Raw genomic sequence first — 24,252 nt, forward strand, 5'->3', positions numbered from 1 at the left:
AAATGAATACAAGCAGCGCCGAATTTTTAGCCACCAAAGCTAATAAAGACATAGCAAATCCAAATTCCGTAGCAGCCGCGCCAGAGATGATTGGTGCCGAGATGCTGGTGAATGGATTGCACAACGAAGGGGTTGAGTTCGTTTGGGGTTATCCAGGCGGGTCAGTTCTCTTTATCTACGATGAAATTTTTAAGCAGGACAAGTTTGAACATATTCTGGTTCGCCATGAGCAAGCAGCAGTTCATGCGGCCGATGGTTATGCGCGCGCCACCGGCAAGGTTGGCGTAGCCCTAGTTACCTCTGGCCCTGGTGTAACCAATGCCGTTACCGGAATTGCTACTGCATATACCGACTCGATCCCTATGGTGATCATCAGCGGTAACGTTCCAACTTATGCGATTGGTGAGGATGCTTTCCAAGAGGCGGATACTGTTGGTATTACTCGCCCAGTGGTAAAGCACAACTTCTTGGTAAAGGATGTGAGGGATCTGCCTTTGGTAATCAAGAAGGCCTTCCACATTGCGCAGACAGGTCGTCCGGGTCCAGTGTTGATTGATATCCCGAAGGATGTCTCAGCAGCAAAAGCGCCCTTTGTATATCCAGAGACTTTGGAGATGCGCTCCTATAACCCGGTTGTTAAAGGGCATAGCGGACAAATTCGTAAAGCGGTTTCTTTATTGCAAGAAGCGGAGCGCCCATACATTTATACCGGTGGCGGTGTGATTCTGGCCGATGCTGCGCCTGAGTTAAAAGAGTTTGCGGATTTATTGGGCTATCCAGTAACCAATACCTTGATGGGCTTAGGTGGCTTCCCAGGCACTAGCCCTCAGTTCTTGGGTATGTTGGGTATGCACGGCACCTATGAGGCCAATATGGCGATGCAACACAGTGATGTGTTGATTGCGATTGGTGCGCGTTTTGATGACCGCGTGATTGGTAATACTGCACACTTTGCAAGTCACCCGCGCAAGATCATTCATATCGATATCGACCCATCCGTTATTTCTAAACGGGTGAAAGTGGATGTTCCTATTGTTGGCAATCTCAAAGAAGTTTTGCAAGAGATGACTGCTCAGCTCAAAGCAGCTGGCCCACCTAAGAATGATGCTAAGTTAGCGGCATGGTGGGAGCAGATTAACGAGTGGCGCAAGAAAGATTGCTTGAAATACGACGAAGCATCTCAGATCGTCAAGCCACAGTATGTAGTTCAAAAGTTATGGGAGCTCACTGGCGGTGATGCGTTTATTTGCTCTGACGTAGGTCAGCATCAAATGTGGGCAGCACAGTTCTACAAGTTTGATAAACCACGTCGCTGGATTAACTCTGGTGGCTTGGGAACCATGGGCGTAGGCTTGCCTTATGCCATGGGTATCAAGAAAGCATTCCCTGAAAAAGATGTGTTCACTATCACTGGTGAAGGCTCTATTCAGATGTGTATTCAGGAGTTGTCTACTTGCAAGCAGTACGACACTCCAGTGAAGATTGTTTCATTGAATAACCGCTACCTCGGTATGGTTCGTCAATGGCAAGAGCTCACTTATAACAAGCGTTATTCCAGCTCATACATGGACTCATTGCCAGACTTCGTGAAGTTGGCTGAGGCGTATGGTCACGTTGGCATGCGCATTGAGAAGAAGTCTGATGTTGAGGGCGCTCTTAAAGAGGCAATTCGCTTGAAGGATCGTACCGTGTTTATGGATTTCCAGACAGACCCAGAGGAAAACGTTTGGCCAATGGTTCAAGCAGGTAAGGGTATTACTGAAATGCTTTTGGGTAGCGAGGACCTCTAATGCGACATATTATTTCTGTACTGATAGAGAACGAGCCAGGTGCATTGTCACGAGTGGTAGGTTTATTTTCCGCTCGCGGTTACAACATTGATACCTTAAGCGTTGCTCCTACTGAAGATCCATCTCTCTCTCGCATGACGATCGTTACCTTTGGTTCCGATGATGTGATTGAGCAAATCACAAAGCACTTAAATCGCTTGGTTGAAGTAGTGAAAGTTTTCGATTTGAGCGAAGGTCCTCATATTGAGCGTGAGCTCATGATGATTAAGGTGCGCGCGGTAGGGAAAGAGCGTGAAGAGCTAAAAAGAACAACGGATATCTTCCGTGGCCGCATCATCGATGTGACCGATAAGAGTTACACCATTGAATTAACTGGTGATGGTGCCAAATTAGACGCCTTTATTGATTCGATTGATCGTGCATCGATTTTAGAAACCGTCCGCTCGGGTGGTTCTGGTATCGGGCGCGGCGAGCGTATTTTGAAGGTTTAATTTTTTTAACTGATTACTGCATTAATTACATTCTCAACACAAGGAAAGAGCATGAAAGTTTTTTACGATAAAGACGCGGATTTGTCCCTTATTAAAGGCAAAAAAGTAACCATCATTGGTTACGGTTCACAAGGCCACGCGCACGCATTGAACCTCAAGGATTCTGGCGTTAACGTTACTGTTGGTTTGCGTAAAGATGGTGCTTCTTGGAGCAAAGCGGCAAATGCTGGTTTGACAGTGAAAGAAGTTGCTGAAGCAGTTAAAGATGCTGACGTCGTCATGATGCTCTTGCCTGATGAGCAAATCGCTGATGTATACAACAAAGAAGTGCATGGCAACATCAAGCAGGGCGCTGCGCTTGCTTTCGCTCATGGCTTTAACGTTCACTACGGTCAAGTTCAGCCACGCGCTGATTTGGATGTGATCATGATTGCTCCTAAAGCGCCTGGCCACACTGTTCGTGGTACATACGCTCAAGGTGGCGGTGTTCCGCATTTGATCGCTGTGTATCAAGATAAATCTGGCGCTGCACGTGATGTTGCTTTGTCATATGCAACAGCTAACGGTGGCGGTCGCGCTGGGATTATCGAAACAAACTTCCGCGAAGAAACTGAAACTGACTTGTTCGGTGAGCAGGCTGTGCTTTGCGGTGGCGCAGTGGAATTGATCAAAGCTGGCTTTGAAACTCTGGTTGAAGCTGGTTACGCTCCTGAGATGGCTTACTTCGAGTGCTTGCATGAGCTCAAGCTGATCGTTGACTTGATCTACGAAGGCGGCATCGCGAACATGAACTACTCAATCTCTAATAACGCGGAGTACGGTGAGTATGTGACTGGTCCACGTGTTGTGACTGAAGATACTAAAAACGCAATGCGTCAGTGCTTGAAAGATATTCAGACTGGTGAGTACGCTAAGAGCTTCATCTTGGAAAACAAAGCAGGTGCGCCTACTTTGATTTCACGTCGTCGCTTGAATGCTGAGCATGACATTGAGGTGGTTGGTGCTAAGTTGCGCGCCATGATGCCTTGGATTGCGAAGAACAAGTTGGTTGACCAAACCAAGAACTAAGCAATCACTCAGTTAGAAACTAGTTGTTTTCATTAAAAGGCTCAGAACAAAGATGATGTATCCACACCCCATTATTGCGAAAGAAGGTTGGCCGTATTTGGCGCTAGTGGGGTCTGTGACTTTGCTAATCCACTATCTTGGCGGCATTGCATGGTCATGGCCTTTGTGGATCATCTTTATCTTTGTTCTGCAGTTCTTTCGCGATCCCCAGCGCATTGCCGCGCTTGGTCGTGATTTAGTGCTATCTCCAGCGGATGGACGTATCGTCGTTGTGGAAAAGGCGCATGATCCGTATGCGGGTCGTGAAGCTTTAAAGATTAGTGTTTTTATGAACGTATTTAATGTTCATTCCAACCGAAGTGCAGTAAATGGCTTGGTTAAAGAGATTCAGTATTTTCCTGGCAAGTTCGTCAATGCCGATTTGGATAAAGCATCCACAGAGAACGAGCGTAATGCCGTTGTGATTGATGCAAACGGTCAGATCGTGACCCTGGTTCAAGTAGCCGGTTTGATTGCCCGTCGTATTCTTTGCTATATCCATGTAGGTGATAGGCTGAAGGCAGGCGAGCGCTATGGCTTTATTCGATTTGGTTCGCGCGTAGATGTATATTTGCCTTTAACTGCGGAGCCTTTGGTGAGTGTTGGCGATAAAGTATTTGCTACCAATACCGCATTAGCTCGTGTACCCGGCTTAGATTAATCTAGGTCTCTTTTACTGGGATATTTTTTGACTACATTTCGCCGTCGTGGCCGTATAGATCGCAGTCGTCTGGCTCATAAGCGCACTGAGCGTCCTCAAGATCAGTGGGCGGAAGATTTGGGTGACGGCATCGATTTTGAAGTTGAAGAGTTGCATGCTGACAAGCCGCGTCAACGCAGCAAGGGCATTTATCTTCTGCCAAATGCGTTTACTACCGCAGCTTTATTCTGTGGCTTTTTCGCCATCGTGAATGCGATGAACCACCAATTTGAGATGGCTGCTATCGCCATCTTCGCATCCTTGGTATTAGATGGAATGGATGGTCGCGTTGCACGGATGACTAATACACAAAGCGCCTTTGGTGAGCAGTATGACTCCTTGGCTGATATGGTGTCCTTTGGCGTTGCTCCGGCTTTAGTTGCCTACGAGTGGGCTTTGAAGGATTTGGGTAAGTGGGGCTGGCTGGCTGCATTTACCTATTGCGCTGGAGCTGCTTTGCGTTTGGCGCGCTTTAATGTAAATACTGGCGTTGTGGATAAGAAGTTCTTCCAGGGTTTACCAAGCCCGGCAGCTGGGTCCTTGATGGCTGGTTTTATTTGGCTAGCTGACGACAATAAGATTCCAGTGCGCGATAGCGCTATTCCTTGGATTACCTTCTTTCTGGCGGTATATGCAGGATTAACCATGGTCTCTAATGCTCGTTTTTATAGCGGTAAGGCTTTGGATGTTCGTTACCGCGTACCTTTTGGTGTCATGGTCTTGATGATTTTGACCTTTGTATTGATTTCCTCTAATCCACCCTTAACATTATTTGGTTTATTCGTCATTTACTCAATTTCAGGGTATGTGATCTGGGCTTGGGAGCGTCTGAGCGGGCGCCGTTTTAGCTAAAACGGTATTTTTAGGTTATATTTAATCCATGTTGATGAATTTCTCACTTTTATCCAGCCTTCTTCTACTCGCACTAAGCCTAAAGCTTGGGGCAGGTAAGGCCTGAGTTAATGAGATTACAGTAGTTCATTAGCCGTCCATACCAGCCCCAGCACATTGCTGGGGTTTTTGTTTTTAGAGATGGGTCATTAGTAAATATAGATAAGTAGCAAACATAATTAAGCAATATTGAATCGGAGAGTAGTGATGAGCGACAAAGTAATCATTTTTGACACCACCTTGCGTGATGGCGAGCAATCGCCTGGCGCTTCTATGACTAAGGACGAGAAGGTTCGTATTGCTCGTCAGTTAGAGCGTCTCAAGGTTGATGTGATCGAGGCTGGATTTGCTGCTAGCTCTGAGGGAGACTTTCAGGCGATTTCTGCTGTGGCTGCGGCAGTGAAAGACTCTATCGTTTGCTCGCTCGCTCGCGCTAACGATAAAGACATTACTCGCGCTGCTGATGCTTTGAAGGCTGCGAATGCAAAACGGATTCATGCGTTTTTGGCAACTAGCCCATTGCATATGGCAGTGAAGTTGCGCATGTCTCCTGAAGAGGTTTTAGAGCAAGCGAAGCGCTCCATTCGTTTTGCCAGAAACTTGGCTGAAGATATTGAGTTCTCTGCGGAGGATGGCTACCGCTCTGAAATGGATTTCTTGTGCAGGGTGGTAGAGGCGGTGATTAATGAAGGTGCCTCAACGATCAATATCCCTGATACGGTTGGCTATGCCACACCAGAATTGTATGGTGAGTTCATTAAAACTTTGCGGACGCGTGTGCCAAATTCCGATAAGGCGGTTTGGTCAGTCCATTGTCACAATGACTTGGGCATGGCTGTAGCCAACTCATTGGCTGGCGTAAAGATTGGTGGCGCTCGTCAAATCGAATGCACTATTAATGGCTTGGGTGAGCGCGCTGGTAATACCGCCCTGGAAGAGATTGTGATGGCTTTGCGTACTCGCAAAGATTACTTTGATATGGTGTGCGGCATCGATGCTACCCAGATCGTTCCAGCCTCTAAATTGGTGTCACAAATTACCGGTTTTGTTGTTCAGCCAAACAAAGCGGTAGTAGGTGCAAATGCTTTTGCGCATACCTCTGGCATTCATCAAGATGGTATCTTGAAGAATCGCGATACCTATGAAATCATGCGCGCAGAAGATGTGGGCTGGTCAGCTAACAAGATCGTATTGGGCAAGTTATCTGGCCGCAATGCGTTCAAGCAACGCTTGCAGGAATTGGGTATCGCCATCGAAGCTGAAGCGGATTTGAATGAAGCCTTTGTGCGATTTAAGGCATTGGCTGATCAAAAGGCAGAAATTTTTGATGAAGACATTATTGCCATCATGTCTGATTCAGCGGCCGCTGAAGCCGGTGAGTTTTATAAATTTATCTCCTTAAGTCAGCACTCTGAAACGGGTGAGCGTCCAAAATCTAAAGTCACTTTCCGCGTAGGCGATAAAGAGGCAAGTGCCGAGGCCGAGGGTAATGGACCGGTTGATGCAAGCTTGAATGCGATTGAGGAAATCGTGAAGAGTGGGGCGGAGCAGTTGCTTTACTCCGTAAATGCGATTACCTCAGGCACGCAGTCTCAGGGTGAGGTGACAGTGCGATTGTCTAAGGGTGGACGCATTGTGAATGGGGTGGGAACAGACCCAGACATCATTGCCGCTTCAGCTAAAGCGTATCTATCCGCATTGAATAAATTGCATGACCCTAGCCAAGTTAAGCTCAATGCGCAGATGACTCCCTGAGGTTTGCTTGGGGTCATCTGAGGTGACCCCATTACTTATTGAGGTCGGTATTTTTGTAGTACTTGGTGCCCTTGCCGGTGATTTCTGCTGCAAGGCCTGAGTCTGTCAGTTGATACATTAATACGCCAGGGGCAACTGCCACTGCGTCTTGGTAAGCATCCCCATTATTTTCATACTTGGCTGCTGCAGTGACCTGGCCGCCAAAGGTCCACCCGGAGTTTACGAAGTCATTTAAAGCAGCTTTTGTCTGAAATACGAAGATGTTTTGGAAGGACTTGATGCCCATACCGAGTCCAGCCTGGACTTCTGCCATATTCATATAAACGGGCTTAGTACCATCCTTTTGAATGACAACGCCGCTACCCGTGCCTCCGCCAGCAATCAAAATCTTCATCCCAAAGTTACTAAAAGTGGCATAGCCAACAGACTTTTCAATGAGATCCTTGGCTTTGGGCTGGACAACATACAGTTGCTTGAGGATTTCATCATTCTTCTTGAGGATGTCCTGGCGTTGCTGAGTAAGCGTCTTTTGTGGGCCAAAAGGGTTCGAAAATTGAGCAAAAGCAGTACTTTGTAGGCTAAAAACGCCTAAAACGAGGGCAAATAGGGTGGGGGCAATGTGATGAATTTTCATAACTTATTGATTTTATTAAATAATTTTATTCTGGATACTGAGTGGCTCCCTAGAGAATAGCAAGTTCTGGGCTGGGCAACCCAATTTTTGACCTGTCTCTGCTACAATTCGAGGGCTTTGATTTTTAAAGCTTTTTTGTTTTTATTTGATTAATAAGTGCACGACACAGATTGGGTGAAAGCTCAGGTGTTCGCAAGTAAGGAGTATGAAAATGGCAGTTGCTGATATTAAAACGGCGGAAATCGTCAAAGAAAACGCGCGCAGCGCAAACGATACGGGTAGCCCTGAAGTTCAAGTTTCATTGCTAACAGCCCGCATCAATGAATTAACCCCCCATTTCAAAGCTAACGCTAAAGATCATCACAGCCGTCGTGGTTTGTTGAAGATGGTTTCACGCCGCCGCCGCCTCTTGGATTACCTCAAGGGCAAGGATTTGGGTCGCTATCGCGCATTGATCGAGAAATTAGGTCTCCGTAAGTAATTCTTTATCGGTATGCAATGCCATCTTTCTTAGGGTTGTTTCTTAACAGAATCAGTCTTAAGTAGATGGCATGTTTTTTGAGCGCTTCAAGATTATTTGAGTAGGGGATCGTGTCATTCCAATGAGTTTCTGGGTTGATGAATCCAGTGCCTCCCTGGAATGGCATCCCTTGTGATCTTCAAACGCTCCAGTGTTGTCGTGACACTGCTTTATCCCACGACAAGCGTGCAACCCATGTGGGTTTTACGTGAACAATTTGGAGAAGATCAGAATGACTATGTTTAAAAAAGCAGTAAAAACGTTTCAATGGGGCAATCATCAGGTAACTATGGAAACAGGCGAGATCGCTCGTCAAGCTGGTGGTGCCGTCATCGTCAACGTCGATGACACAGTAGTAATGGGTACAGTAGTTGCTTCTAAATCAGCAAAGCCTGGCCAATCATTTTTTCCATTGACAGTTGATTACTTAGAAAAAACTTACGCTGCAGGAAAAATTCCTGGTGGTTTCTTCCGTCGCGAAGGCCGTCCATCTGAAGGTGAGACATTGATCTCCCGTTTGATCGATCGCCCATTGCGTCCATTGTTCCCAGAAGGTTTCTTGAACGAAGTTCAGGTAGTGGTTCATGTGTTGTCTATCAACCCAGATGTTCCTTCTGATATTCCTGCTTTAATCGCTGCCTCTGCGGCATTGGCTGTTTCAGGCATTCCATTTGCTGGTCCAGTTGGCGCGGCGCGTGTTGGTTACGCTAACGGTCAATACTTGTTGAACCCAACTCGTACTGAGCAAGCTACTAGCGAGATGGATTTGATTGTTGCTGGTACGCAAGCTGCGGTATTGATGGTTGAATCTGAGGCCAATCAATTATCTGAAGAAGTGATGTTGGGCGCGGTTGTATATGGCCATGACCAAATGCAAACTGCCATCAATGCAATCAATGAATTGGTAGCTGAGGCTGGTAAGCCGGAGTGGGATTGGACTGCCGCTCCTAAAGATGAGCCATTCATTGCCAAAGTTACTGCATTGGCTGAAGGCCCACTGCGTGAGGCATATCAGATTCGTCAAAAAGGCGCGCGTTCAGACAAGCTCAAAGAGATCTCCAAAGAAGTATTGGCTAAGTTGGCTGAAGAGGGTGATGTTGATGCGGTTGCTGTGAGCGACATCATGTTTGAAATCGAAGCCAAGATTGTGCGTAGCCAGATTTTGAATGGTGAGCCGCGTATTGATGGTCGCGATACACGCACTGTTCGTCCAATTGAAATTCGTAATGGAGTATTGCCACGTACACACGGTTCAGCATTGTTTACTCGTGGTGAAACACAAGCTCTCGTAGTTGCTACCTTAGGTACAGCGCGTGACGAGCAGATCATTGACGCGCTCGAAGGTGAGTACCGTGATCGCTTCATGTTCCACTACAACATGCCTCCGTTCGCTACTGGCGAAACAGGTCGCGTAGGTAGCCCTAAGCGTCGTGAGATTGGCCACGGCCGTTTGGCTAAGCGCGCTTTGATTCCAGTATTGCCAAGTGCAGAAGATTTTGCATACAGCATTCGTGTGGTTTCAGAAATCACCGAGTCCAATGGTTCTTCATCCATGGCTTCTGTTTGCGGCGGCTGTTTAGCAATGATGGACGCTGGTGTTCCAGTGAAAGCGCACGTTGCTGGTGTAGCAATGGGCTTGATTTTGGATGGCAACCGTTTCGCCGTGTTGACCGATATCTTGGGTGATGAAGATCACTTGGGCGATATGGACTTCAAGGTGGCGGGTACCGCTAACGGTATTACTGCTTTGCAGATGGATATCAAAGTTCAAGGTATTACTAAAGAAATTATGCAAGTTGCTTTGGCTCAAGCTAAAGAAGGTCGCTTGCACATTTTGAGCAAGATGCAAGAAGCGATGGGTTCAGTTCGCACTGAGTTATCTGCTCATGCTCCACGCATGGTTTCTTTCAAGATTCATCCAGACAAGATTCGTGAAGTGATCGGTAAGGGCGGCGCAACTATTCAAGCCTTGACCAAAGAAACTGGTTGCAGCATCGATATCAAAGATGACGGTACTGTAACGATTGCTTCTACTTCTGCTGAGGGTATGGCTGAAGCAAAAGCGCGCATCGAAGGCATTACTGCTGAAGCTGAAGTAGGCAAGATCTACGAAGGCCCAGTTGTGAAGTTGCTCGAGTTCGGTGCTTTGGTAAATATTCTTCCAGGTAAAGACGGACTCTTACATATCTCTGAAATCTCTAATGAGCGTGTCAAAGAAGTGAAAGATTATTTGGCCGAAGGCCAGGTAGTTCGCGTGAAATTGTTAGCTGCTGATGAGCGTGGTCGTTTGCGTTTATCTCTTAAGGCTGCAATGGCGGATGAGGGCGGCACGATTGCTCCTCTAGCCGGTGCTGCTGAGGCGACTGCTGAAGCGGCTCCTGCATCTGGCGAAACTGCTTAAGTCAATTGAGCGAGCGGGAGTTCATATGCGCGTAATGGAAATCAAAGAATTTGGTGCCCCAGAAATGCTGGTGGTTGCCACTCGTCCTGATCCAGTGGCTCCTGTCGCTGGAACGGGCGAAGTTTTGATCAAGGTAATTGCCGCTGGGATTAATCGCCCAGACGTTTTACAGCGTAAAGGCCATTACCCCGTTCCTGCTGGTGCATCTGATATCCCCGGTCTTGAAGTTGCTGGTGAAATCGTGGGCGGTGATTTAGCTCATGCTGACAATATGTTTGGCTTGAAGATTGGCGATAAGGTTTGTGCATTGGTGCAGGGTGGTGGTTACGCGGAATTGTGTACTGCGCCGATTGCCCAGTGCTTGCCTTACCCCAAGGGATTCACTGATCAAGAAGCCGCTGCATTGCCTGAAACTTTTTACACCGTGTGGAGCAATGTCTTCATGCGCGGTCAATTGTCTGAAGGCGAAACTTTGTTGGTGCAGGGCGGCTCAAGTGGCATTGGCGTTACCGCCATTTTGATTGCTAAGGCTTTGGGTCACAAAGTATTTGTGACTGCCGGCACTGATGAGAAGTGCGCTGCTTGTATGGCATTGGGCGCTGACTTGGCTATCAACTACAAGACACAAGACTTTGTGGAAGAGGTGAAGAAGGCTACTGATGGCAAGGGTGTTAATGTCATTCTTGATATGGTCACAGGCGCTTATGTTCAAAAAGAAATTGATTGCCTGGCTGATGATGGTCGCATTGTGATTATTGCTATCCAAGGCGGATCAAAAGCGGAAGTTAGTACCAATCAAATTTTGCGTCGTCGCTTGACTATTACAGGCTCGACTTTACGTCCACGCCCCGTGTCATTTAAGAAGCAAATTACGCAACAGCTGCATGCGCATATCTGGCCATTGCTTGATACTGGCAAATTAAAGCCGGTGATTTACAAGACGTTTTCTTTGGACCAGGCTGCGGATGCCCATCGCTTGATGGAATCTTCTGAGCATGTAGGCAAGATTGTTTTAACTGTTTAAGCATTAGGCAATCTCAATAGTTATGCGTCCTCTCACTGTTATTGGCAACTGGAAAATGAACGGCAGTCTTGCATTTAATGCGGACTGGGTGAAGACCGTTTGCCGTGGCATGGAGCAGGGAATGCCTGCTGGTCGTAGATATGCTGTCTGTGTTCCAGCGCCCTATTTGGCGCAGTGCGGCGAACTGATTCGAGATTGTTCTTTGGCTTTTCTCACTTTGGGTGCGCAAGATGCATCAGCTTTTGCTGCTGGGGCTTATACCGGCGAGGTTGCTGCTTCTATGCTCAAAGAGTTGGGTTGCACCTACGTTATCGTGGGTCACTCTGAGCGTCGCCAATATCACCAAGAAGCGGATGAGCAGGTTGCAGAAAAAGCGCTTCAGGTTCTGGATAGCGGGATGACTCCGGTTATTTGTGTTGGCGAGTCAGCTGATGAGCGTAATTCTGGTCGTGAGGTTGAGGTAGTCAGAGCTCAGATTTCAAGGCAGGTCGCCGTTTTGCAGGACCGCTTGGCGGATTGCTTGATCGCGTACGAGCCTGTTTGGGCTATTGGCACAGGTAAAGTCGCTAGCGCCCATGTTGCTCAAGATATGCATCGCGCTATTCGCCTTCAGCTGGCTGAATTTAACGAAGATGTAGCTTCCCATGTGGGGATTTTGTATGGCGGCAGTGTCAAGCCTGATAATGCCGTTGAACTGTTTGCAATGCCGGATATTGATGGTGGATTGATTGGGGGTGCTTCTTTGAATCCCCAGGATTTTTTAGCCATTTGTCAGGCCTAGATTTTTTATTTGGAGATAAGCCATGGAATGGTTTAAGACTTTATTGATCGTTTTGCAGGTAATTTCAGCTGTGGCTGTGATCCTGTTGGTATTGCTTCAGCAGGGTAAGGGTGCTGATATGGGGGCTGCTTTTGGCTCAGGTTCGTCTGGCAGTCTTTTTGGTGCTAGTGGTTCTGCCAATTTCCTGTCTCACGCAACTGCTATTTTTGCAGCCGTCTTCTTTATTTGCACTCTAGGCATTACCTGGATTGGTAATAAGAAAGAAGTCAGCCCAGGCGTTCTGTCAGGGACTGTTGCTCCGGTGGTTGCTCCAGCTGCTGCGCCAGCGACACCACAGGACCCAACAAAGCCGGCTGTTCCAAAGTAAAAAGCGTTTTAGAGTATTCCTACCGCTAATTTTGGGGTAGTTGAGTGGTGCAATGCAGTAGAATTGACAAGTTTTACAAGATGCCGACGTGGTGAAATTGGTAGACACGCTATCTTGAGGGGGTAGTGGCTTAGGCTGTGCGAGTTCGAGTCTCGCCGTCGGCACCAAATTGTAAAATTTGTAGTGGTTTATGCTGTAAATCAAGGTTTTATGTACTGGAATAATTGATAATTTATAGCTTCTAGGACTTACCAGACGAACGACTCAGGGCCATTTTGAATCTCGCTAATTACTTTCCCGTTCTGCTTTTTATCCTCGTAGGTATTGGGGTTGGTTTAGTCCCCATGTTCCTCGGCAAAATTTTGGCCCCTTCGAAGCCAGATGCTGAAAAACTCTCTCCATATGAGTGCGGTTTTGAAGCTTTCGAAGATGCGCGTATGAAGTTCGATGTGCGCTACTACTTAATTGCCATTCTCTTTATCTTATTTGACTTAGAAACCGCATTCCTATTTCCTTGGGGTGTTGCTCTACGTGATATTGGCTGGCTCGGCTACGCCTCTATGGTGATTTTCTTATTGGAATTCATCGTGGGCTTTGTATATATCTGGAAAAAGGGCGCTCTCGACTGGGAGTGATCGATATGGCATTAGAAGGCGTTCTCAAAGAAGGATTTGTTACCACTACAGCTGACCAGTTGATTAACTGGACGCGTAATGGTTCTTTATGGCCAATGACTTTTGGTCTTGCTTGCTGTGCTGTGGAAATGATGCACGCAGGCGCTTCTCGTTATGACTTGGATCGCTTTGGCGTGGTTTTCCGCCCATCTCCTCGTCAATCAGACCTCATGATTGTTGCTGGCACTTTGTGCAACAAGATGGCGCCGGCACTGCGTAAGGTGTACGACCAAATGCCAGAGCCACGTTGGGTAATTTCTATGGGTTCATGCGCTAACGGCGGTGGTTACTACCATAACTCCTATTCAGTAGTGCGCGGCTGTGACCGCATCGTGCCAGTAGATATTTATGTGCCTGGCTGTCCCCCAACTGCGGAAGCGTTGATCTACGGAATTATTCAGCTGCAATCCAAGATCGCTCGTACCAGCACGATTGCACGGAAGGCCTAAGCAATGTCAGATCGTTTAGTTCAGCTCGCGGCTAATTTAGAAAAAGTTTTAGGTAGGCGCGCTCAGTCCATTGAGGTTGCTTTAGGTGAAGTGACTGTTGTTGTTAATGCAGATACTTATTTTGAATCCGCCATGCTATTGCGTGACGATCCATCATTGGCTTTTGAGCAGTTGATTGATTTGTGTGGTGTGGATTATCAGGACTTCCGTGAAGGGCAGTGGGGCGGTCAGCGTTTTGGCGTTGTGAGTCATCTCTTGTCTATTGCGCACAACTGGCGTTTGCGTGTTCGCGTATTTGCGCCAGAAGATTCTTATCCTGTGGTTGCCTCATTGACGCCAGTTTGGGCTGCGGCTAACTGGTTTGAACGCGAAGCATTTGACCTCTATGGCATCTTGTTTGAGGGTCACGAAGATCTGCGCCGCATCCTGACGGACTATGGCTTCATTGGCCATCCATTCAGAAAAGATTTCCCAATCTCTGGCAACGTAGAGATGCGTTATGACCCAGAGTTAAAGCGCGTTGTATATCAGCCCGTCACGATTGAAGCGCGTGAAATTACGCCGCGTATTGTCCGCGAAGAGCAGTACGGAGGCCCGGTTTAAGTCATGGCACAAATTAAGAACTACACCCTCAATTTTGGACCTCAACATCCTGCGGCACACGGCGTATTACGTTTGGTGCTTGAGTTAGATGGTGAGGTTATTCAGCGCGCTGACCCACATATTGGTTTACTGCACCGTGCAACCGAGAAATTAGCAGAGACACGTACGTGGATTCAAAACGTTCCATACATGGATCGTTTGGACTATGTATCCATGATGTCCAATGAGCATGCTTACGTAATGGCGATTGAGAAATTGCTGCAAGTGGATGTGCCATTGCGCGCGCAATATATTCGCGTGATGTTTGACGAGTTAACTCGTTTGCTCAATCACTTGTTGTGGATTGGTTGCCATGGTCTCGACGTTGGCGCTATGGCGGTATTCTTGTACGCCTTCCGTGATCGTGAAGATATTTTCGATATGTACGAAGCGGTTTCTGGTGCGCGTATGCATGCTGCTTACTATCGTCCAGGCGGCGTCTATCGTGATTTGCCTACACAAATGGCGCAGTACTCTAAGTCGAAGATTCGCAGCGCCTCCGCCATTAAGCGTTTGAATGAAAACCGTAGCGGTACCTTGCTGGATTTTATTGAGCAGTTCTCTAATGGCTTTGATGCCAATGTGGACGAGTACTGCAATCTATTAACTGATAATCGTATTTGGAAGCAGCGCTTAGTGGGTATCGGCGTTGTTTCTCCAGAGCGCGCTTTGCAGCTTGGCTTTACAGGCCCTATGCTGCGCGGTTCTGGTATTGAGTGGGATTTGCGCAAGAAGCAACCTTACGAAACTTACGACAAACTTGATTTTGATATTCCGGTCGGCGTCAACGGCGATTCTTATGATCGTTATTTAGTTCGCATGGAAGAGATGCGTCAATCCAATCGCATCATCAAGCAGTGCGTAGCTTGGTTGAAGGCGAATGACGGTCCTGTCATGAGCGACAACCATAAGGTATCCCCACCAAAGCGTGTGGATATGAAGACCAATATGGAAGAGTTGATTCACCACTTCAAACTCTTTACTGAGGGTATTCACGTTCCTGATGGTGAAGCATATTCAGCCGTCGAGCATCCAAAAGGCGAGTTTGGTATTTACCTGATTTCTGACGGAGCTAATAAGCCATACCGCATGAAGATTCGTGCGCCAGGATTTGTGCACTTGTCCGCAATGGATGAGATGTCACGCGGCCACATGTTGGCTGACGCTGTAACTATTATTGGTACCCAAGATATCGTGTTCGGAGAGATTGACCGCTAATGCAGCGCGCCAAGGATGAATTCATGACAACAACGCTTCAACTATCTGACAAAACGCTCGCAGACATTGCGCGCAATGTCGCGAAATATCCCCCAGAACAAAAGCAGTCTGCTGTGATGGCCTCTCTCATTGCTGCGCAAACCGAAGTAGGTTGGGTTTCACCAGAGGTGATTGAGACCGTAGCGCAAATCCTTGGCATGCCAACGATTGCCGTCGATGAAGTTGCTACTTTCTATAACATGTATGACACCAAGCCGATTGGTAAATACAAGTTGGTGATTTGTACGAATTTACCTTGCCAATTAACGCATGGTGAGACTGCTGCGACCTATTTAAAAGAAACTTTAGGTATTGGTTACAACGAGACCACTCCTTGTGGCACTTTCACTCTCAAGGAGGGTGAGTGCATGGGGGCTTGTGGTGATTCACCTGTGATGCTCGTGAACAATAAGCGTATGTGCAGCTTTATGAGCAAAGAAAAGATTGATGCTCTATTAAATGAGCTCCGTGCAGAAGGGAAAGCAGCATGACCAGCTTGCACGACAGACACATTAAGCCCTTAATTCTTGCTGGTTTAAATGGCGATAACTGGCGTTTAAAAGATTACGAGAGTCGCGGTGGATACCAGCAGCTACGTCGCATCATCAATGACAAGATTTCTCCAGACGCCATCATTGCCGAGTTAAAAGCTTCATCATTACGTGGTCGTGGTGGTGCGGGCTTCCCAACAGGATTGAAGTGGAGCTTTATGCCACGCCAATTCCCAGGCCAAAAGTATTTAGTTTGTAATAGTGACGAAGGTGAGCCGGGTACATTTAAAGACCGCGACATCATGCGTTACAACCCGCATGCCTTGATTGAGGGCATGATCATTGGCGCCTACACTATGGGCATCACCACGGGCTATAACTATATTCACGGTGAAATTTGGGAAGTCTATTCCCGTTTTGAAGAGGCTCTTGAGGAGGCTCGTGCCGCTGGATATCTTGGTGACAAGATCATGGGAAGTGATTTCAACTTCCAGCTGCATGCTGCCCCGGGTTGGGGTGCGTATATCTGTGGTGAAGAAACCGCTTTATTGGAGTCGCTTGAGGGTAAGAAGGGTCAGCCTCGCTTTAAGCCGCCATTCCCAGCAAGCTTTGGTTTGTATGGCAAACCAACAACGATCAATAACACTGAAACATTTGCTGCTGTGCCATTCATCATGGCTATCGGTGGTCAGGCTTACTTGGATTTAGGCAAGCCGAACAATGGTGGAACGAAGATTTTCTCCATCTCTGGTGACGTGGTTCATCCAGGCAACTATGAGATCCCATTAGGCACACCATTTGCAGAATTATTAAAACTTGCTGGCGGTATGCGTGACGGCAAGGCATTAAAAGCTGTTATTCCTGGTGGATCTTCTTCGCCAGTTATTCCTGGTGCTGAGATGATGAATCTCACAATGGATTACGACAGTATTGCTAAAGCTGGATCCATGTTGGGTTCTGGCGCGGTGATCGTGATGAATGAAACCCGCTGCATGGTTCGTGCGCTGGAACGCTTGTCTTATTTCTATCACGAAGAGTCATGCGGTCAGTGCACCCCATGTCGTGAGGGTACCGGCTGGTTGTGGCGCATTGTTCATCGAATTGAGCATGGCCAAGGCCGTCCAGAAGATTTGGATTTATTGAATGATGTAGCAGCCAATATTCAAGGTCGTACGATTTGTGCCTTGGGCGATGCAGCTGCTATGCCGGTTCGTGGCATGTTGAAGCATTACATGGATGAATTTGCGTATCACGTAGAACATAAGCGCTGCTTAGATTCTGCGAAACCTTTATAAGACATTGAGCACGGGACATCTTAAAGTGAGCATGGTTGAAATCGAATTAGATGGTAAGGCAGTAGAAGTTCCGCAGGGTTCGATGGTGATGCACGCCGCGAACAAGCTCGGCACTTATATTCCACACTTTTGCTATCACAAGAAATTATCTATCGCCGCTAACTGCCGTATGTGTTTGGTGGAAGTAGAGAAAGCACCAAAACCATTGCCAGCTTGCGCAACACCAGTAACACAAGGCATGAAAGTGTTTACGCATTCCGCTAAGGCGGTAGATGCTCAGCGTTCTGTGATGGAGTTCCTCCTCATTAACCATCCTTTAGATTGCCCAATATGCGACCAGGGTGGTGAGTGCCAGTTACAAGATTTAGCGGTTGGTTACGGTAAATCAAACTCACGCTACGAAGAAGAGAAGCGTGTTGTATTTCATAAGAATGTAGGTCCACTCATCTCTATGCAAGAGATGTCACGTTGCATTCACTGCACCCGTTGTGTACGTTTTGGCCAAGAAGTGGCTGGCGTAATGGAATTGGGTATGGTGAACCGTGGCGAGCATTCAGAAATTACCACCTTTACTGGTCAGACTATTGATTCAGAGTTATCTGGAAACATGATTGATTTGTGCCCAGTAGGCGCATTGACGAGCAAGCCATTCCGCTACGCAGCGCGTACTTGGGAATTGGGACGCAAGCGTTCGGTTAGCCCGCACGATAGCTTGGGTGCAAATACGACGATCCAAACTAAAGCCAATAAAGTAATGCGTGTAGTGGCATTAGAAAATGAAGCCATTAACGAATGCTGGATTAGTGACCGTGATCGCTTTGCCTATGAGGGCTTGAATAGCGCCGATCGCATTACAACGCCAATGGTGAAGCAGGGTGGTCAGTGGCTGGAAACTGATTGGGAATCCGCTATGGATTACGTCGCTCGTTCACTCAAAACCATTTCATCTGAAAGCGGTCCAGAGGCAATCGGTGCTTTGGCACACCCAATCTCAAGCACTGAAGAATTGTATTTATTGCAAAAGATTGTTCGTGGTTTGGGTTCTCAGCAGGTTGAAACTCGTTTGCGTCAGACTGATATCAATGGTGCGGCTTCTGCACCATGGCTCGGTATGCCCATTGCTAAATTAAGCGAATTGGATTGTGCGCTGGTAATCGGCAGCTTCTTACGCAAAGATCAACCATTAGTTGCTTTGCGTCTGCGCGCTGCTAGTAAGCGTGGCTTACAAGTTTCACGTATTGATGCTGGCGGTGACGATTGGCTCATTCCAACTGCCGCAAGCATTTCATCTGCTCCGAGTGCTTGGATTGGCGCGCTTGCAGAAGTGGCAAGTGCTGTTGCCAAGGCAAAATCTGGATCGTTGCCTGCAGGGGTTTCTGTATCAAGCATTTCTCCAGCAGCGCAAGCAATTGCCGATAGCTTGCTATCTGGCGCAACAACTGCAGTATTCATGGGTTCTGCGGCGCAGGCTCATCCGGCTGCATCTAGCTTGCATGCTTTAGCGCAATTTATTGCCGCTCAAACAGGCGCTACTTTAGGCTTCTTGCCAGTCGGTGGAAATGCTGTTGGTGCTAGTTTGGTAAATGCCAATGGCGCAGGTGTTGAGTCTGTTCTTTCTGGTGATCGTCGTGCCGTACTCTTGATGAATATCGAGCCAGATGCTGATTTGCCGAACCCAGAGCAGGCTCGTGCCGCCTTGGCTAAGGCCAGTACAGTAATCGCATTGAGCGCTTACAAGAGTGCCGACTTGTTGGAAGTGGCTGATGTTATTTTGCCGATCGCTACTTATACAGAAACTGTTTCTAGCTTTGTGAATGCCGAAGGTCGCACTCAAACTATTCAGCCTGCAGTCAAGCTGTTGGGCGATTGCCGTCCAGCATGGAAAGTGTTGCGAGTGTTAGGCGGCCTCTTAAATCTAAACGGCTTCTTATTCAATATGCCTGAAGAGGTCTTGGGTGAGGCGTTGCCAGAAGACTATTGCAAGCGTCTAAATAATCAAGGTACAGCCACTGTCGCAGCCTCTGCGATAACGACTGGAACAGCTGGCCTAGAGCGTCTATCTGATGTCACCATCTATGGTGGAGATCAAATCGTGCGTCGCTCGTCTGCGTTGCAATTAACGCGTGATGCAAAGCGTGGTAATCAAGTTGGCCTTGGCCAAAAACTCTTTACTGAGTTGGGATTGAAAGAGGGTGATGCCGTTCGAGTGACCCAGAGTGGCCAGTCGCTAGATTTACCAGCAACATTGGAAGCGAATTTAGCTAATGGTGCCGTCAGAATTTCTGCGGGCACTGCAGCTAGCGCTAAATTGGGATCCATGTTCGGTCCTGTAACTGTTAGCAAGGCATAAGGGACGAGATGGATAATTTCTTGAACCTCATTACTACCCAGGGTGAGGCCATCTTTGGCTCTCTCTGGCCAGGAGTATGGGCATTGGTTCGCATCGTCATCATCGTATTGCCGATGTTTGGCGCCGTTGCTTATCTCACCCTCTGGGAAAGAAAATTAATTGGCTGGATGCATATTCGGCTTGGTCCAAATCGCGTTGGCCCATTGGGCTTGCTACAGCCAATTGCTGATGCCTTGAAGTTGTTGATGAAGGAGATTATTTCTCCAACACAAGCAAGCAAAGTGCTTTACGTTATCGCTCCGGTAATGGTGATCATGCCAGCTTTCGCTGCCTGGGCTGTAATTCCCTTCCAGGCCAAAATGGTATTGGCCGATGTCAATGCAGGCTTGCTATATGTGATGGCTATTTCATCTATCGGTGTTTATGGCGTGATCTTGGCAGGTTGGTCTTCTAACTCTAAGTACCCATTCCTTGGTGCTATGCGCGCTTCAGCGCAAATGATTTCTTATGAAATTGCGATGGGCTTTGCATTGGTAACCGTGTTACTGACATCAGGCTCTTTGAACCTCAGTACCATCGTTGCCTCGCAAGAGCAGGGTTACTTTGCTAGCATCGGCTTGAACTTCCTGTCCTGGAACTGGTTGCCATTGCTCCCAATGTTCTTGATCTACTTCATCTCTGGCGTTGCTGAAACCAACCGTCACCCATTTGACGTGGTTGAAGGTGAGTCCGAGATTGTTGCTGGTCATATGGTTGAGTACTCCGGTATGGCGTTTGCGATGTTCTTCTTGGCTGAATATGCCAATATGATCTTGATCGCTGCATTAGCTTCAACCATGTTCTTAGGTGGTTGGTTGCCGATTGTTGACTTGCCAATCTTGCGCGATATCCCAGGCTTCTTCTGGTTGTTCGCTAAAACATTCTTCCTCTTGTCTTGCGTCATTTGGTTGCGTGCCACATTGCCACGCTATCGCTATGACCAGATCATGCGTTTGGGCTGGAAGATTTTTATTCCCATCTCTGTATTTTGGGTGGTTGTCGTTGGCGCGTGGGTGGTATCCCCATGGAATATTTGGAAATAAGTTGATCAATCATGTTTAAGAAAATTTCCCAATTCCTCGATAGCTTAATGCTCAAAGATATTTTGACTGGCATGTCCATCACCGGTCGTTATCTCTTCAAGCCAAAAATTACCGTTCAATATCCAGAAGAGAAGACTCCTCTGTCTCCGCGTTTCCGTGGTTTACACGCACTCCGTCGCTACGAGAACGGGGAAGAGCGTTGTATTGGTTGTAAGTTGTGCGAGGCAGTGTGCCCGGCATATGCCATCACAATTGAAACCGCTGAGCGTGATGACGGCACACGCCGTACAAGTCGTTATGACATTGATTTAACTAAATGCATTTTCTGTGGTTTCTGCGAAGAGGCTTGCCCGGTAGACGCGATTGTTGAAACCAATATTTTTGAGTATTTCGGCGATAAGCGCGGTGATTTGTATTTCACTAAAGAAATGCTTTTGGCAGTCGGTGATAAGTATGAAAAAGATATTGCCGCTAACCGCGCAGCTGATGCGCCTTACCGTTAATCGAATAGAGCAAAACGACATATGACATTCGATACTTCTACATTATTTGCCGCATTCTTTTATGCCTTTGCAGGCCTATTAGTGATTTCCGGTTTGCGTGTGATTACCGCGCGCAACCCAGTCCATGCCGCTTTGTTCTTGGTTTTGGCTTTCTTCTGCGCCTCTGGTCTGTGGATGCTTCTGAAGGCTGAGTTCTTAAGTTTGGCCTTGATTCTGGTTTATGTTGGCGCCGTTATGGTGCTCTTCTTGTTCGTAGTGATGATGCTGGATTTGGATTTAGAGCATCTTCGTCGCGACTTTAAGAAATTTCTGCCGGTGGCATTCCTCATGGGTGCCGTGATTGTTTTGGAGTTGTCCATCGTATTGATTCGTAGCTTTATTGGCACAAGTTCACCAGTTCAGCCAATGCCAGAAGAGATGATGGCAAACAATACCCAAGCTTTGGGCATGTTGATCTTTGTTGATTATGTTTACGCCTTTGAGGTTGCTGGCGTCATTTTGTTGGTGGCGATTATTGCTGCCGTAGCCTTGACTTTGCGTAACCGTAAGGATTCCAAGTCTCAGAATATTCATGAGCAAGTGAATGTCAATGCAGCGGATCGTATGCGCATCGTGAAGATGGGTTCAGATATGGCCGCAAAGCAAGATGCTCGCGGAGAGAAGAAATGACTATTACTCTGGCTCACTATTTAGTGCTTGGCGCAATTTTGTTTGCGACCAGCGTGATTGGTATTTTCCTAAACCGTAAGAATGTCATCGTGCTATTGATGGCCATTGAATTAATGCTTCTCTCGGTGAACATGAACTTTGTAGCCTTCTCCCACTATCTGGGTGATATGGCTGGTCAAGTATTCGTATTCTTTATTTTGACTGTGGCTGCTGCTGAGGCAGCAATCGGCTTGGCAATCTTGGTAGTGCTCTTCCGTAAGGTCGACACCATCAATGCCGAAGATCTTGACCACCTAAAAGGCTAGTCATGCAATTGACCTTATCTCTTCCTGTTCTCTGCGCTATTCCGCTGGCGCCTTTATTTGGTTCTGCGATTGCTGGCTTCTTTGGTACCAAATTAGGCGGTAAGCGGATTGGGAATGGCGCTTGCCAGTTTGTCACCATTCTTGGTGTGATGATTGCCTTTGTATTGTCTTGCTTTGTATTAGTGCAGGTCATGGACGGTTTCTATTTCAACGGCACTGTATACCGCTGGATGCAATTGGGCGAACTCAATCTAGATATTGGTTTCTTGATTGATCCACTCACTGCCACCATGATGTGTGTAGTGACTTTTGTTTCATTAATGGTTCACATCTACACCATTGGCTATATGCAAGGTGAAGAAGGCTATAACCGTTTCTTCTCTTATATCTCGCTCTTTACTTTTGCCATGTTGATGTTGGTCATGAGCAATAACCTCTTGCAGCTCTTCTTTGGCTGGGAGGCGGTAGGCGTTGTTTCATATCTATTGATTGGTTTCTATTTCGAGCGTCAATCCGCAGTTTTTGCCAATATGAAGGCTTTCTTGGTAAACCGTGTGGGCGACTTCGGCTTTATCTTAGGTATTGGCCTATTGTTGGCTAGCACTGGTTCGATGAACTATGACGTGATCTTTGCTCAGAACAATGCCTTAGCAGCACAAACATTGCCTGGTACTAGTTGGAACCTGGTAACGGTTGCTTGTATTTGCCTATTCATTGGTGCGATGGGTAAATCTGCGCAATTCCCATTGCATGTCTGGTTGCCAGACTCAATGGAAGGTCCAACGCCAATTTCCGCATTGATTCATGCGGCAACAATGGTTACAGCAGGTATTTTTATGGTGTCACGCATGTCACCATTGTTTGAGTTGTCTGATGCTGCTTTGAGCTTCATTTTGGTGATCGGCTCTATTACCGCGCTCTTTATGGGCTTCTTGGGAATTGTCCAAAACGATATCAAGCGGGTAGTGGCATATTCCACTTTGTCTCAATTGGGTTATATGACTGTAGCACTGGGTGTTTCTGCTTACCCAGTAGCGATCTTCCATTTGATGACACATGCATTCTTTAAGGCACTCTTGTTCCTTGCTGCCGGTAGTGTGATCTTAGGTATGCATCACGAACAAGATATGCGCAAGATGGGTGGCCTTTGGAAGTACATGCCAATTACTTGTCTGATGATGTTATTGGGTAACCTGGCTTTGATTGGTACACCTTTCTTCTCCGGCTTCTACTCCAAAGATTCCATTATTGAGGCGGTAGCGGCCAGCCATATTCCCGGCTCTGGCTTTGCGTATTTCGCTGTAATGGCTAGCGTATTTGTTACGGCTTTATATTCATTCCGCCTGTACTTCTATGTATTCCACGGCAAAGCACGTTGGGGCCATGCAGATTCGCACGCCCATGATCATCATGAGCATGCAGAGCAGGGTGATGACCACGCTCACCATGGTTTGGCTCCAGGCGAAAAGCCACATGAGTCCCCGTTTGTTGTAACTTTGCCATTGATTTTGTTGGCGATCCCATCAGTGATCATTGGCTTTTACACAATCACCCCATTGCTGTTCGCCACCTATTTCGGTGATTCAATTTTTGTAGATATCGGCAAGCACCCGGCGATGAAAGCGCTTGCAGAAGAGTTCCACGGTCCTGTGGCTATGGCTATTCACGCTTTCACTTCGCCAGTATTGCTGTTGGTGGTGTTGGGTGTTCTGGCCGCGGCAATTGGTTACCTTTGGGCTCCAAAATTGCCGGGCAAGTTTGCAGAGGCGCTGGCGCCACTCAAGAAACTTTTGGATAACAAATACTATCTCGACGACTTGAATCAAGCTGTATTTGCTAAAGGTTTGCTGTGGATTGGCGGTGTCTTGTGGCATCGTGGCGATCAACAGGCAATCGACGGCTTTATTGTTAACGGCAGCGCGCATGCAGTAGGGCGCTTTTCTGCCGTGATTCGCCATTTGCAATCCGGCTATCTCTATCACTACGCCTTCGCAATGATTGCGGGCCTCGCGATATTGTTAGCTTGGGTTTTGTACGCTTACCTGCCTTTTGTTCGCTAGGCCTTTGTTACTTA

The 24,252-nt window shown here is 47.3% G+C and carries 24 protein-coding genes and 1 tRNA gene; 24 read left to right on the forward strand and 1 reads right to left on the reverse strand.

The window, feature by feature from the left end; translation table 11 throughout:
- The first annotated feature begins 2 nt into the window (after positions 1 to 2).
- The 6 genes from FD960_RS04025 (at position 3) to FD960_RS04050 (ending at position 6,734) form a co-directional block, all read left to right on the forward strand.
- Entirely contained in the window at positions 3 to 1,790 is a 1,788-nt protein-coding gene (locus FD960_RS04025; RefSeq protein ID WP_215300125.1) for an acetolactate synthase 3 catalytic subunit, read from the forward strand.
- Positions 1,790 to 2,281, forward strand: coding sequence for an acetolactate synthase small subunit (ilvN, locus tag FD960_RS04030; RefSeq protein WP_011902903.1), 492 nt, complete (start codon positions 1,790 to 1,792; stop codon positions 2,279 to 2,281). Before FD960_RS04025 ends, ilvN begins: the two co-directional genes overlap by 1 nt.
- A 51-nt stretch (positions 2,282 to 2,332) precedes the next feature.
- A complete protein-coding gene (ilvC, locus tag FD960_RS04035; protein ID WP_215300127.1) occupies positions 2,333 to 3,349 on the forward strand; it encodes a ketol-acid reductoisomerase in 1,017 nt (338 codons plus the stop codon).
- A 52-nt stretch (positions 3,350 to 3,401) separates the two neighbouring features.
- Positions 3,402 to 4,049: a phosphatidylserine decarboxylase gene (locus FD960_RS04040; protein WP_215300129.1), complete on the forward strand. Its 648-nt coding sequence runs from the start codon at positions 3,402 to 3,404 to the stop codon at positions 4,047 to 4,049.
- Positions 4,050 to 4,076: 27 nt separating this feature from the next.
- The gene (pssA, locus tag FD960_RS04045) at positions 4,077 to 4,940 is read left to right on the forward strand and encodes a CDP-diacylglycerol--serine O-phosphatidyltransferase (protein ID WP_215300131.1); all 864 of its coding nucleotides are present in this window, start codon (positions 4,077 to 4,079) and stop codon (positions 4,938 to 4,940) included.
- A 246-nt stretch (positions 4,941 to 5,186) separates the two neighbouring features.
- Positions 5,187 to 6,734 (forward strand): 2-isopropylmalate synthase, encoded by a 1,548-nt coding sequence (locus tag FD960_RS04050; protein WP_215300133.1) that lies wholly within the window; start codon positions 5,187 to 5,189, stop codon positions 6,732 to 6,734.
- Positions 6,735 to 6,765: 31 nt separating this feature from the next.
- Here FD960_RS04050 and FD960_RS04055 read toward each other — a convergent pair whose 3' ends face one another.
- A complete protein-coding gene (locus tag FD960_RS04055) occupies positions 6,766 to 7,368 on the reverse strand; it encodes a YSC84-related protein (RefSeq protein ID WP_215300135.1) in 603 nt (200 codons plus the stop codon).
- A gap of 211 nt (positions 7,369 to 7,579) precedes the next feature.
- Between FD960_RS04055 and rpsO the strand changes: the two genes are divergently transcribed.
- The 18 genes from rpsO (at position 7,580) to nuoL (ending at position 24,238) form a co-directional block, all read left to right on the forward strand.
- Positions 7,580 to 7,849, forward strand: a complete 270-nt coding sequence (gene rpsO, locus FD960_RS04060) for a 30S ribosomal protein S15 (RefSeq protein ID WP_015420915.1) — start codon at positions 7,580 to 7,582, stop codon at positions 7,847 to 7,849.
- A gap of 271 nt (positions 7,850 to 8,120) precedes the next feature.
- The gene (pnp, locus tag FD960_RS04065; RefSeq protein WP_215300137.1) at positions 8,121 to 10,289 is read left to right on the forward strand and encodes a polyribonucleotide nucleotidyltransferase; all 2,169 of its coding nucleotides are present in this window, start codon (positions 8,121 to 8,123) and stop codon (positions 10,287 to 10,289) included.
- Positions 10,290 to 10,314: 25 nt separating this feature from the next.
- Complete coding sequence (locus FD960_RS04070; protein ID WP_215300139.1) at positions 10,315 to 11,313, forward strand: NAD(P)H-quinone oxidoreductase; 999 nt, start codon at positions 10,315 to 10,317, stop codon at positions 11,311 to 11,313.
- A 22-nt stretch (positions 11,314 to 11,335) separates the two neighbouring features.
- Positions 11,336 to 12,094: a triose-phosphate isomerase gene (tpiA, locus tag FD960_RS04075; protein WP_215300141.1), complete on the forward strand. Its 759-nt coding sequence runs from the start codon at positions 11,336 to 11,338 to the stop codon at positions 12,092 to 12,094.
- 22 nt (positions 12,095 to 12,116) lie between these two features.
- Complete coding sequence (gene secG / locus FD960_RS04080; protein ID WP_215300143.1) at positions 12,117 to 12,461, forward strand: preprotein translocase subunit SecG; 345 nt, start codon at positions 12,117 to 12,119, stop codon at positions 12,459 to 12,461.
- A gap of 82 nt (positions 12,462 to 12,543) precedes the next feature.
- Positions 12,544 to 12,628 (forward strand) — tRNA-Leu (locus FD960_RS04085).
- 108 nt (positions 12,629 to 12,736) lie between these two features.
- The gene (locus tag FD960_RS04090) at positions 12,737 to 13,096 is read left to right on the forward strand and encodes an NADH-quinone oxidoreductase subunit A (RefSeq protein ID WP_012357790.1); all 360 of its coding nucleotides are present in this window, start codon (positions 12,737 to 12,739) and stop codon (positions 13,094 to 13,096) included.
- A 5-nt stretch (positions 13,097 to 13,101) separates the two neighbouring features.
- A complete protein-coding gene (locus FD960_RS04095) occupies positions 13,102 to 13,584 on the forward strand; it encodes an NADH-quinone oxidoreductase subunit B family protein (RefSeq protein ID WP_011902891.1) in 483 nt (160 codons plus the stop codon).
- A 3-nt stretch (positions 13,585 to 13,587) separates the two neighbouring features.
- The gene (locus FD960_RS04100; RefSeq protein ID WP_215300145.1) at positions 13,588 to 14,187 is read left to right on the forward strand and encodes an NADH-quinone oxidoreductase subunit C; all 600 of its coding nucleotides are present in this window, start codon (positions 13,588 to 13,590) and stop codon (positions 14,185 to 14,187) included.
- A gap of 3 nt (positions 14,188 to 14,190) precedes the next feature.
- The gene (locus FD960_RS04105; RefSeq protein ID WP_215300147.1) at positions 14,191 to 15,444 is read left to right on the forward strand and encodes an NADH-quinone oxidoreductase subunit D; all 1,254 of its coding nucleotides are present in this window, start codon (positions 14,191 to 14,193) and stop codon (positions 15,442 to 15,444) included.
- A gap of 23 nt (positions 15,445 to 15,467) precedes the next feature.
- Entirely contained in the window at positions 15,468 to 15,974 is a 507-nt protein-coding gene (gene nuoE, locus FD960_RS04110; RefSeq protein ID WP_215300149.1) for an NADH-quinone oxidoreductase subunit NuoE, read from the forward strand.
- Positions 15,971 to 17,269 carry an NADH-quinone oxidoreductase subunit NuoF gene (gene nuoF / locus FD960_RS04115; RefSeq protein WP_215300151.1) on the forward strand — a complete coding sequence of 433 codons (1,299 nt, stop codon included), beginning with the start codon at positions 15,971 to 15,973 and terminating at the stop codon, positions 17,267 to 17,269. Before nuoE ends, nuoF begins: the two co-directional genes overlap by 4 nt.
- Before the next feature lie 31 nt (positions 17,270 to 17,300).
- Positions 17,301 to 19,619, forward strand: a complete 2,319-nt coding sequence (nuoG, locus tag FD960_RS04120) for an NADH-quinone oxidoreductase subunit NuoG (RefSeq protein ID WP_215300153.1) — start codon at positions 17,301 to 17,303, stop codon at positions 19,617 to 19,619.
- Between the two features lie 8 nt (positions 19,620 to 19,627).
- Positions 19,628 to 20,701: an NADH-quinone oxidoreductase subunit NuoH gene (gene nuoH / locus FD960_RS04125; RefSeq protein ID WP_215300155.1), complete on the forward strand. Its 1,074-nt coding sequence runs from the start codon at positions 19,628 to 19,630 to the stop codon at positions 20,699 to 20,701.
- A gap of 11 nt (positions 20,702 to 20,712) precedes the next feature.
- On the forward strand, positions 20,713 to 21,204 hold the full coding sequence (gene nuoI / locus FD960_RS04130; RefSeq protein WP_215300157.1) for an NADH-quinone oxidoreductase subunit NuoI: 492 nt from the start codon (positions 20,713 to 20,715) through the stop codon (positions 21,202 to 21,204).
- Between the two features lie 21 nt (positions 21,205 to 21,225).
- A complete protein-coding gene (locus tag FD960_RS04135; RefSeq protein ID WP_215300159.1) occupies positions 21,226 to 21,873 on the forward strand; it encodes an NADH-quinone oxidoreductase subunit J in 648 nt (215 codons plus the stop codon).
- A complete protein-coding gene (gene nuoK, locus FD960_RS04140) occupies positions 21,870 to 22,178 on the forward strand; it encodes an NADH-quinone oxidoreductase subunit NuoK (RefSeq protein WP_062308407.1) in 309 nt (102 codons plus the stop codon). Before FD960_RS04135 ends, nuoK begins: the two co-directional genes overlap by 4 nt.
- A gap of 2 nt (positions 22,179 to 22,180) precedes the next feature.
- The gene (gene nuoL, locus FD960_RS04145) at positions 22,181 to 24,238 is read left to right on the forward strand and encodes an NADH-quinone oxidoreductase subunit L (RefSeq protein ID WP_215300161.1); all 2,058 of its coding nucleotides are present in this window, start codon (positions 22,181 to 22,183) and stop codon (positions 24,236 to 24,238) included.
- Positions 24,239 to 24,252: the final 14 nt, after the last annotated feature.

This window comes from Polynucleobacter sp. AP-Nino-20-G2 (assembly GCF_018688235.1).
GTDB lineage: Bacteria > Pseudomonadota > Gammaproteobacteria > Burkholderiales > Burkholderiaceae > Polynucleobacter.

Coding starts and splice junctions, on each gene's coding strand:
- FD960_RS04025 (WP_215300125.1), top strand. CDS start 3: ATGAATACAAGCAGCGCCGAATTTTTAGCCACCAAAGCTAATAAAGAC.
- ilvN (WP_011902903.1), top strand. CDS start 1,790: ATGCGACATATTATTTCTGTACTGATAGAGAACGAGCCAGGTGCATTG.
- ilvC (WP_215300127.1), top strand. CDS start 2,333: ATGAAAGTTTTTTACGATAAAGACGCGGATTTGTCCCTTATTAAAGGC.
- FD960_RS04040 (WP_215300129.1), top strand. CDS start 3,402: ATGATGTATCCACACCCCATTATTGCGAAAGAAGGTTGGCCGTATTTG.
- FD960_RS04050 (WP_215300133.1), top strand. CDS start 5,187: ATGAGCGACAAAGTAATCATTTTTGACACCACCTTGCGTGATGGCGAG.
- FD960_RS04055 (WP_215300135.1), bottom strand. CDS start 7,368: ATGAAAATTCATCACATTGCCCCCACCCTATTTGCCCTCGTTTTAGGC.
- rpsO (WP_015420915.1), top strand. CDS start 7,580: ATGGCAGTTGCTGATATTAAAACGGCGGAAATCGTCAAAGAAAACGCG.
- pnp (WP_215300137.1), top strand. CDS start 8,121: ATGACTATGTTTAAAAAAGCAGTAAAAACGTTTCAATGGGGCAATCAT.
- FD960_RS04070 (WP_215300139.1), top strand. CDS start 10,315: ATGCGCGTAATGGAAATCAAAGAATTTGGTGCCCCAGAAATGCTGGTG.
- tpiA (WP_215300141.1), top strand. CDS start 11,336: ATGCGTCCTCTCACTGTTATTGGCAACTGGAAAATGAACGGCAGTCTT.
- secG (WP_215300143.1), top strand. CDS start 12,117: ATGGAATGGTTTAAGACTTTATTGATCGTTTTGCAGGTAATTTCAGCT.
- FD960_RS04095 (WP_011902891.1), top strand. CDS start 13,102: ATGGCATTAGAAGGCGTTCTCAAAGAAGGATTTGTTACCACTACAGCT.
- FD960_RS04100 (WP_215300145.1), top strand. CDS start 13,588: ATGTCAGATCGTTTAGTTCAGCTCGCGGCTAATTTAGAAAAAGTTTTA.
- FD960_RS04105 (WP_215300147.1), top strand. CDS start 14,191: ATGGCACAAATTAAGAACTACACCCTCAATTTTGGACCTCAACATCCT.
- nuoE (WP_215300149.1), top strand. CDS start 15,468: ATGACAACAACGCTTCAACTATCTGACAAAACGCTCGCAGACATTGCG.
- nuoF (WP_215300151.1), top strand. CDS start 15,971: ATGACCAGCTTGCACGACAGACACATTAAGCCCTTAATTCTTGCTGGT.
- nuoG (WP_215300153.1), top strand. CDS start 17,301: ATGGTTGAAATCGAATTAGATGGTAAGGCAGTAGAAGTTCCGCAGGGT.
- nuoH (WP_215300155.1), top strand. CDS start 19,628: ATGGATAATTTCTTGAACCTCATTACTACCCAGGGTGAGGCCATCTTT.
- nuoI (WP_215300157.1), top strand. CDS start 20,713: ATGTTTAAGAAAATTTCCCAATTCCTCGATAGCTTAATGCTCAAAGAT.
- FD960_RS04135 (WP_215300159.1), top strand. CDS start 21,226: ATGACATTCGATACTTCTACATTATTTGCCGCATTCTTTTATGCCTTT.
- nuoK (WP_062308407.1), top strand. CDS start 21,870: ATGACTATTACTCTGGCTCACTATTTAGTGCTTGGCGCAATTTTGTTT.
- nuoL (WP_215300161.1), top strand. CDS start 22,181: ATGCAATTGACCTTATCTCTTCCTGTTCTCTGCGCTATTCCGCTGGCG.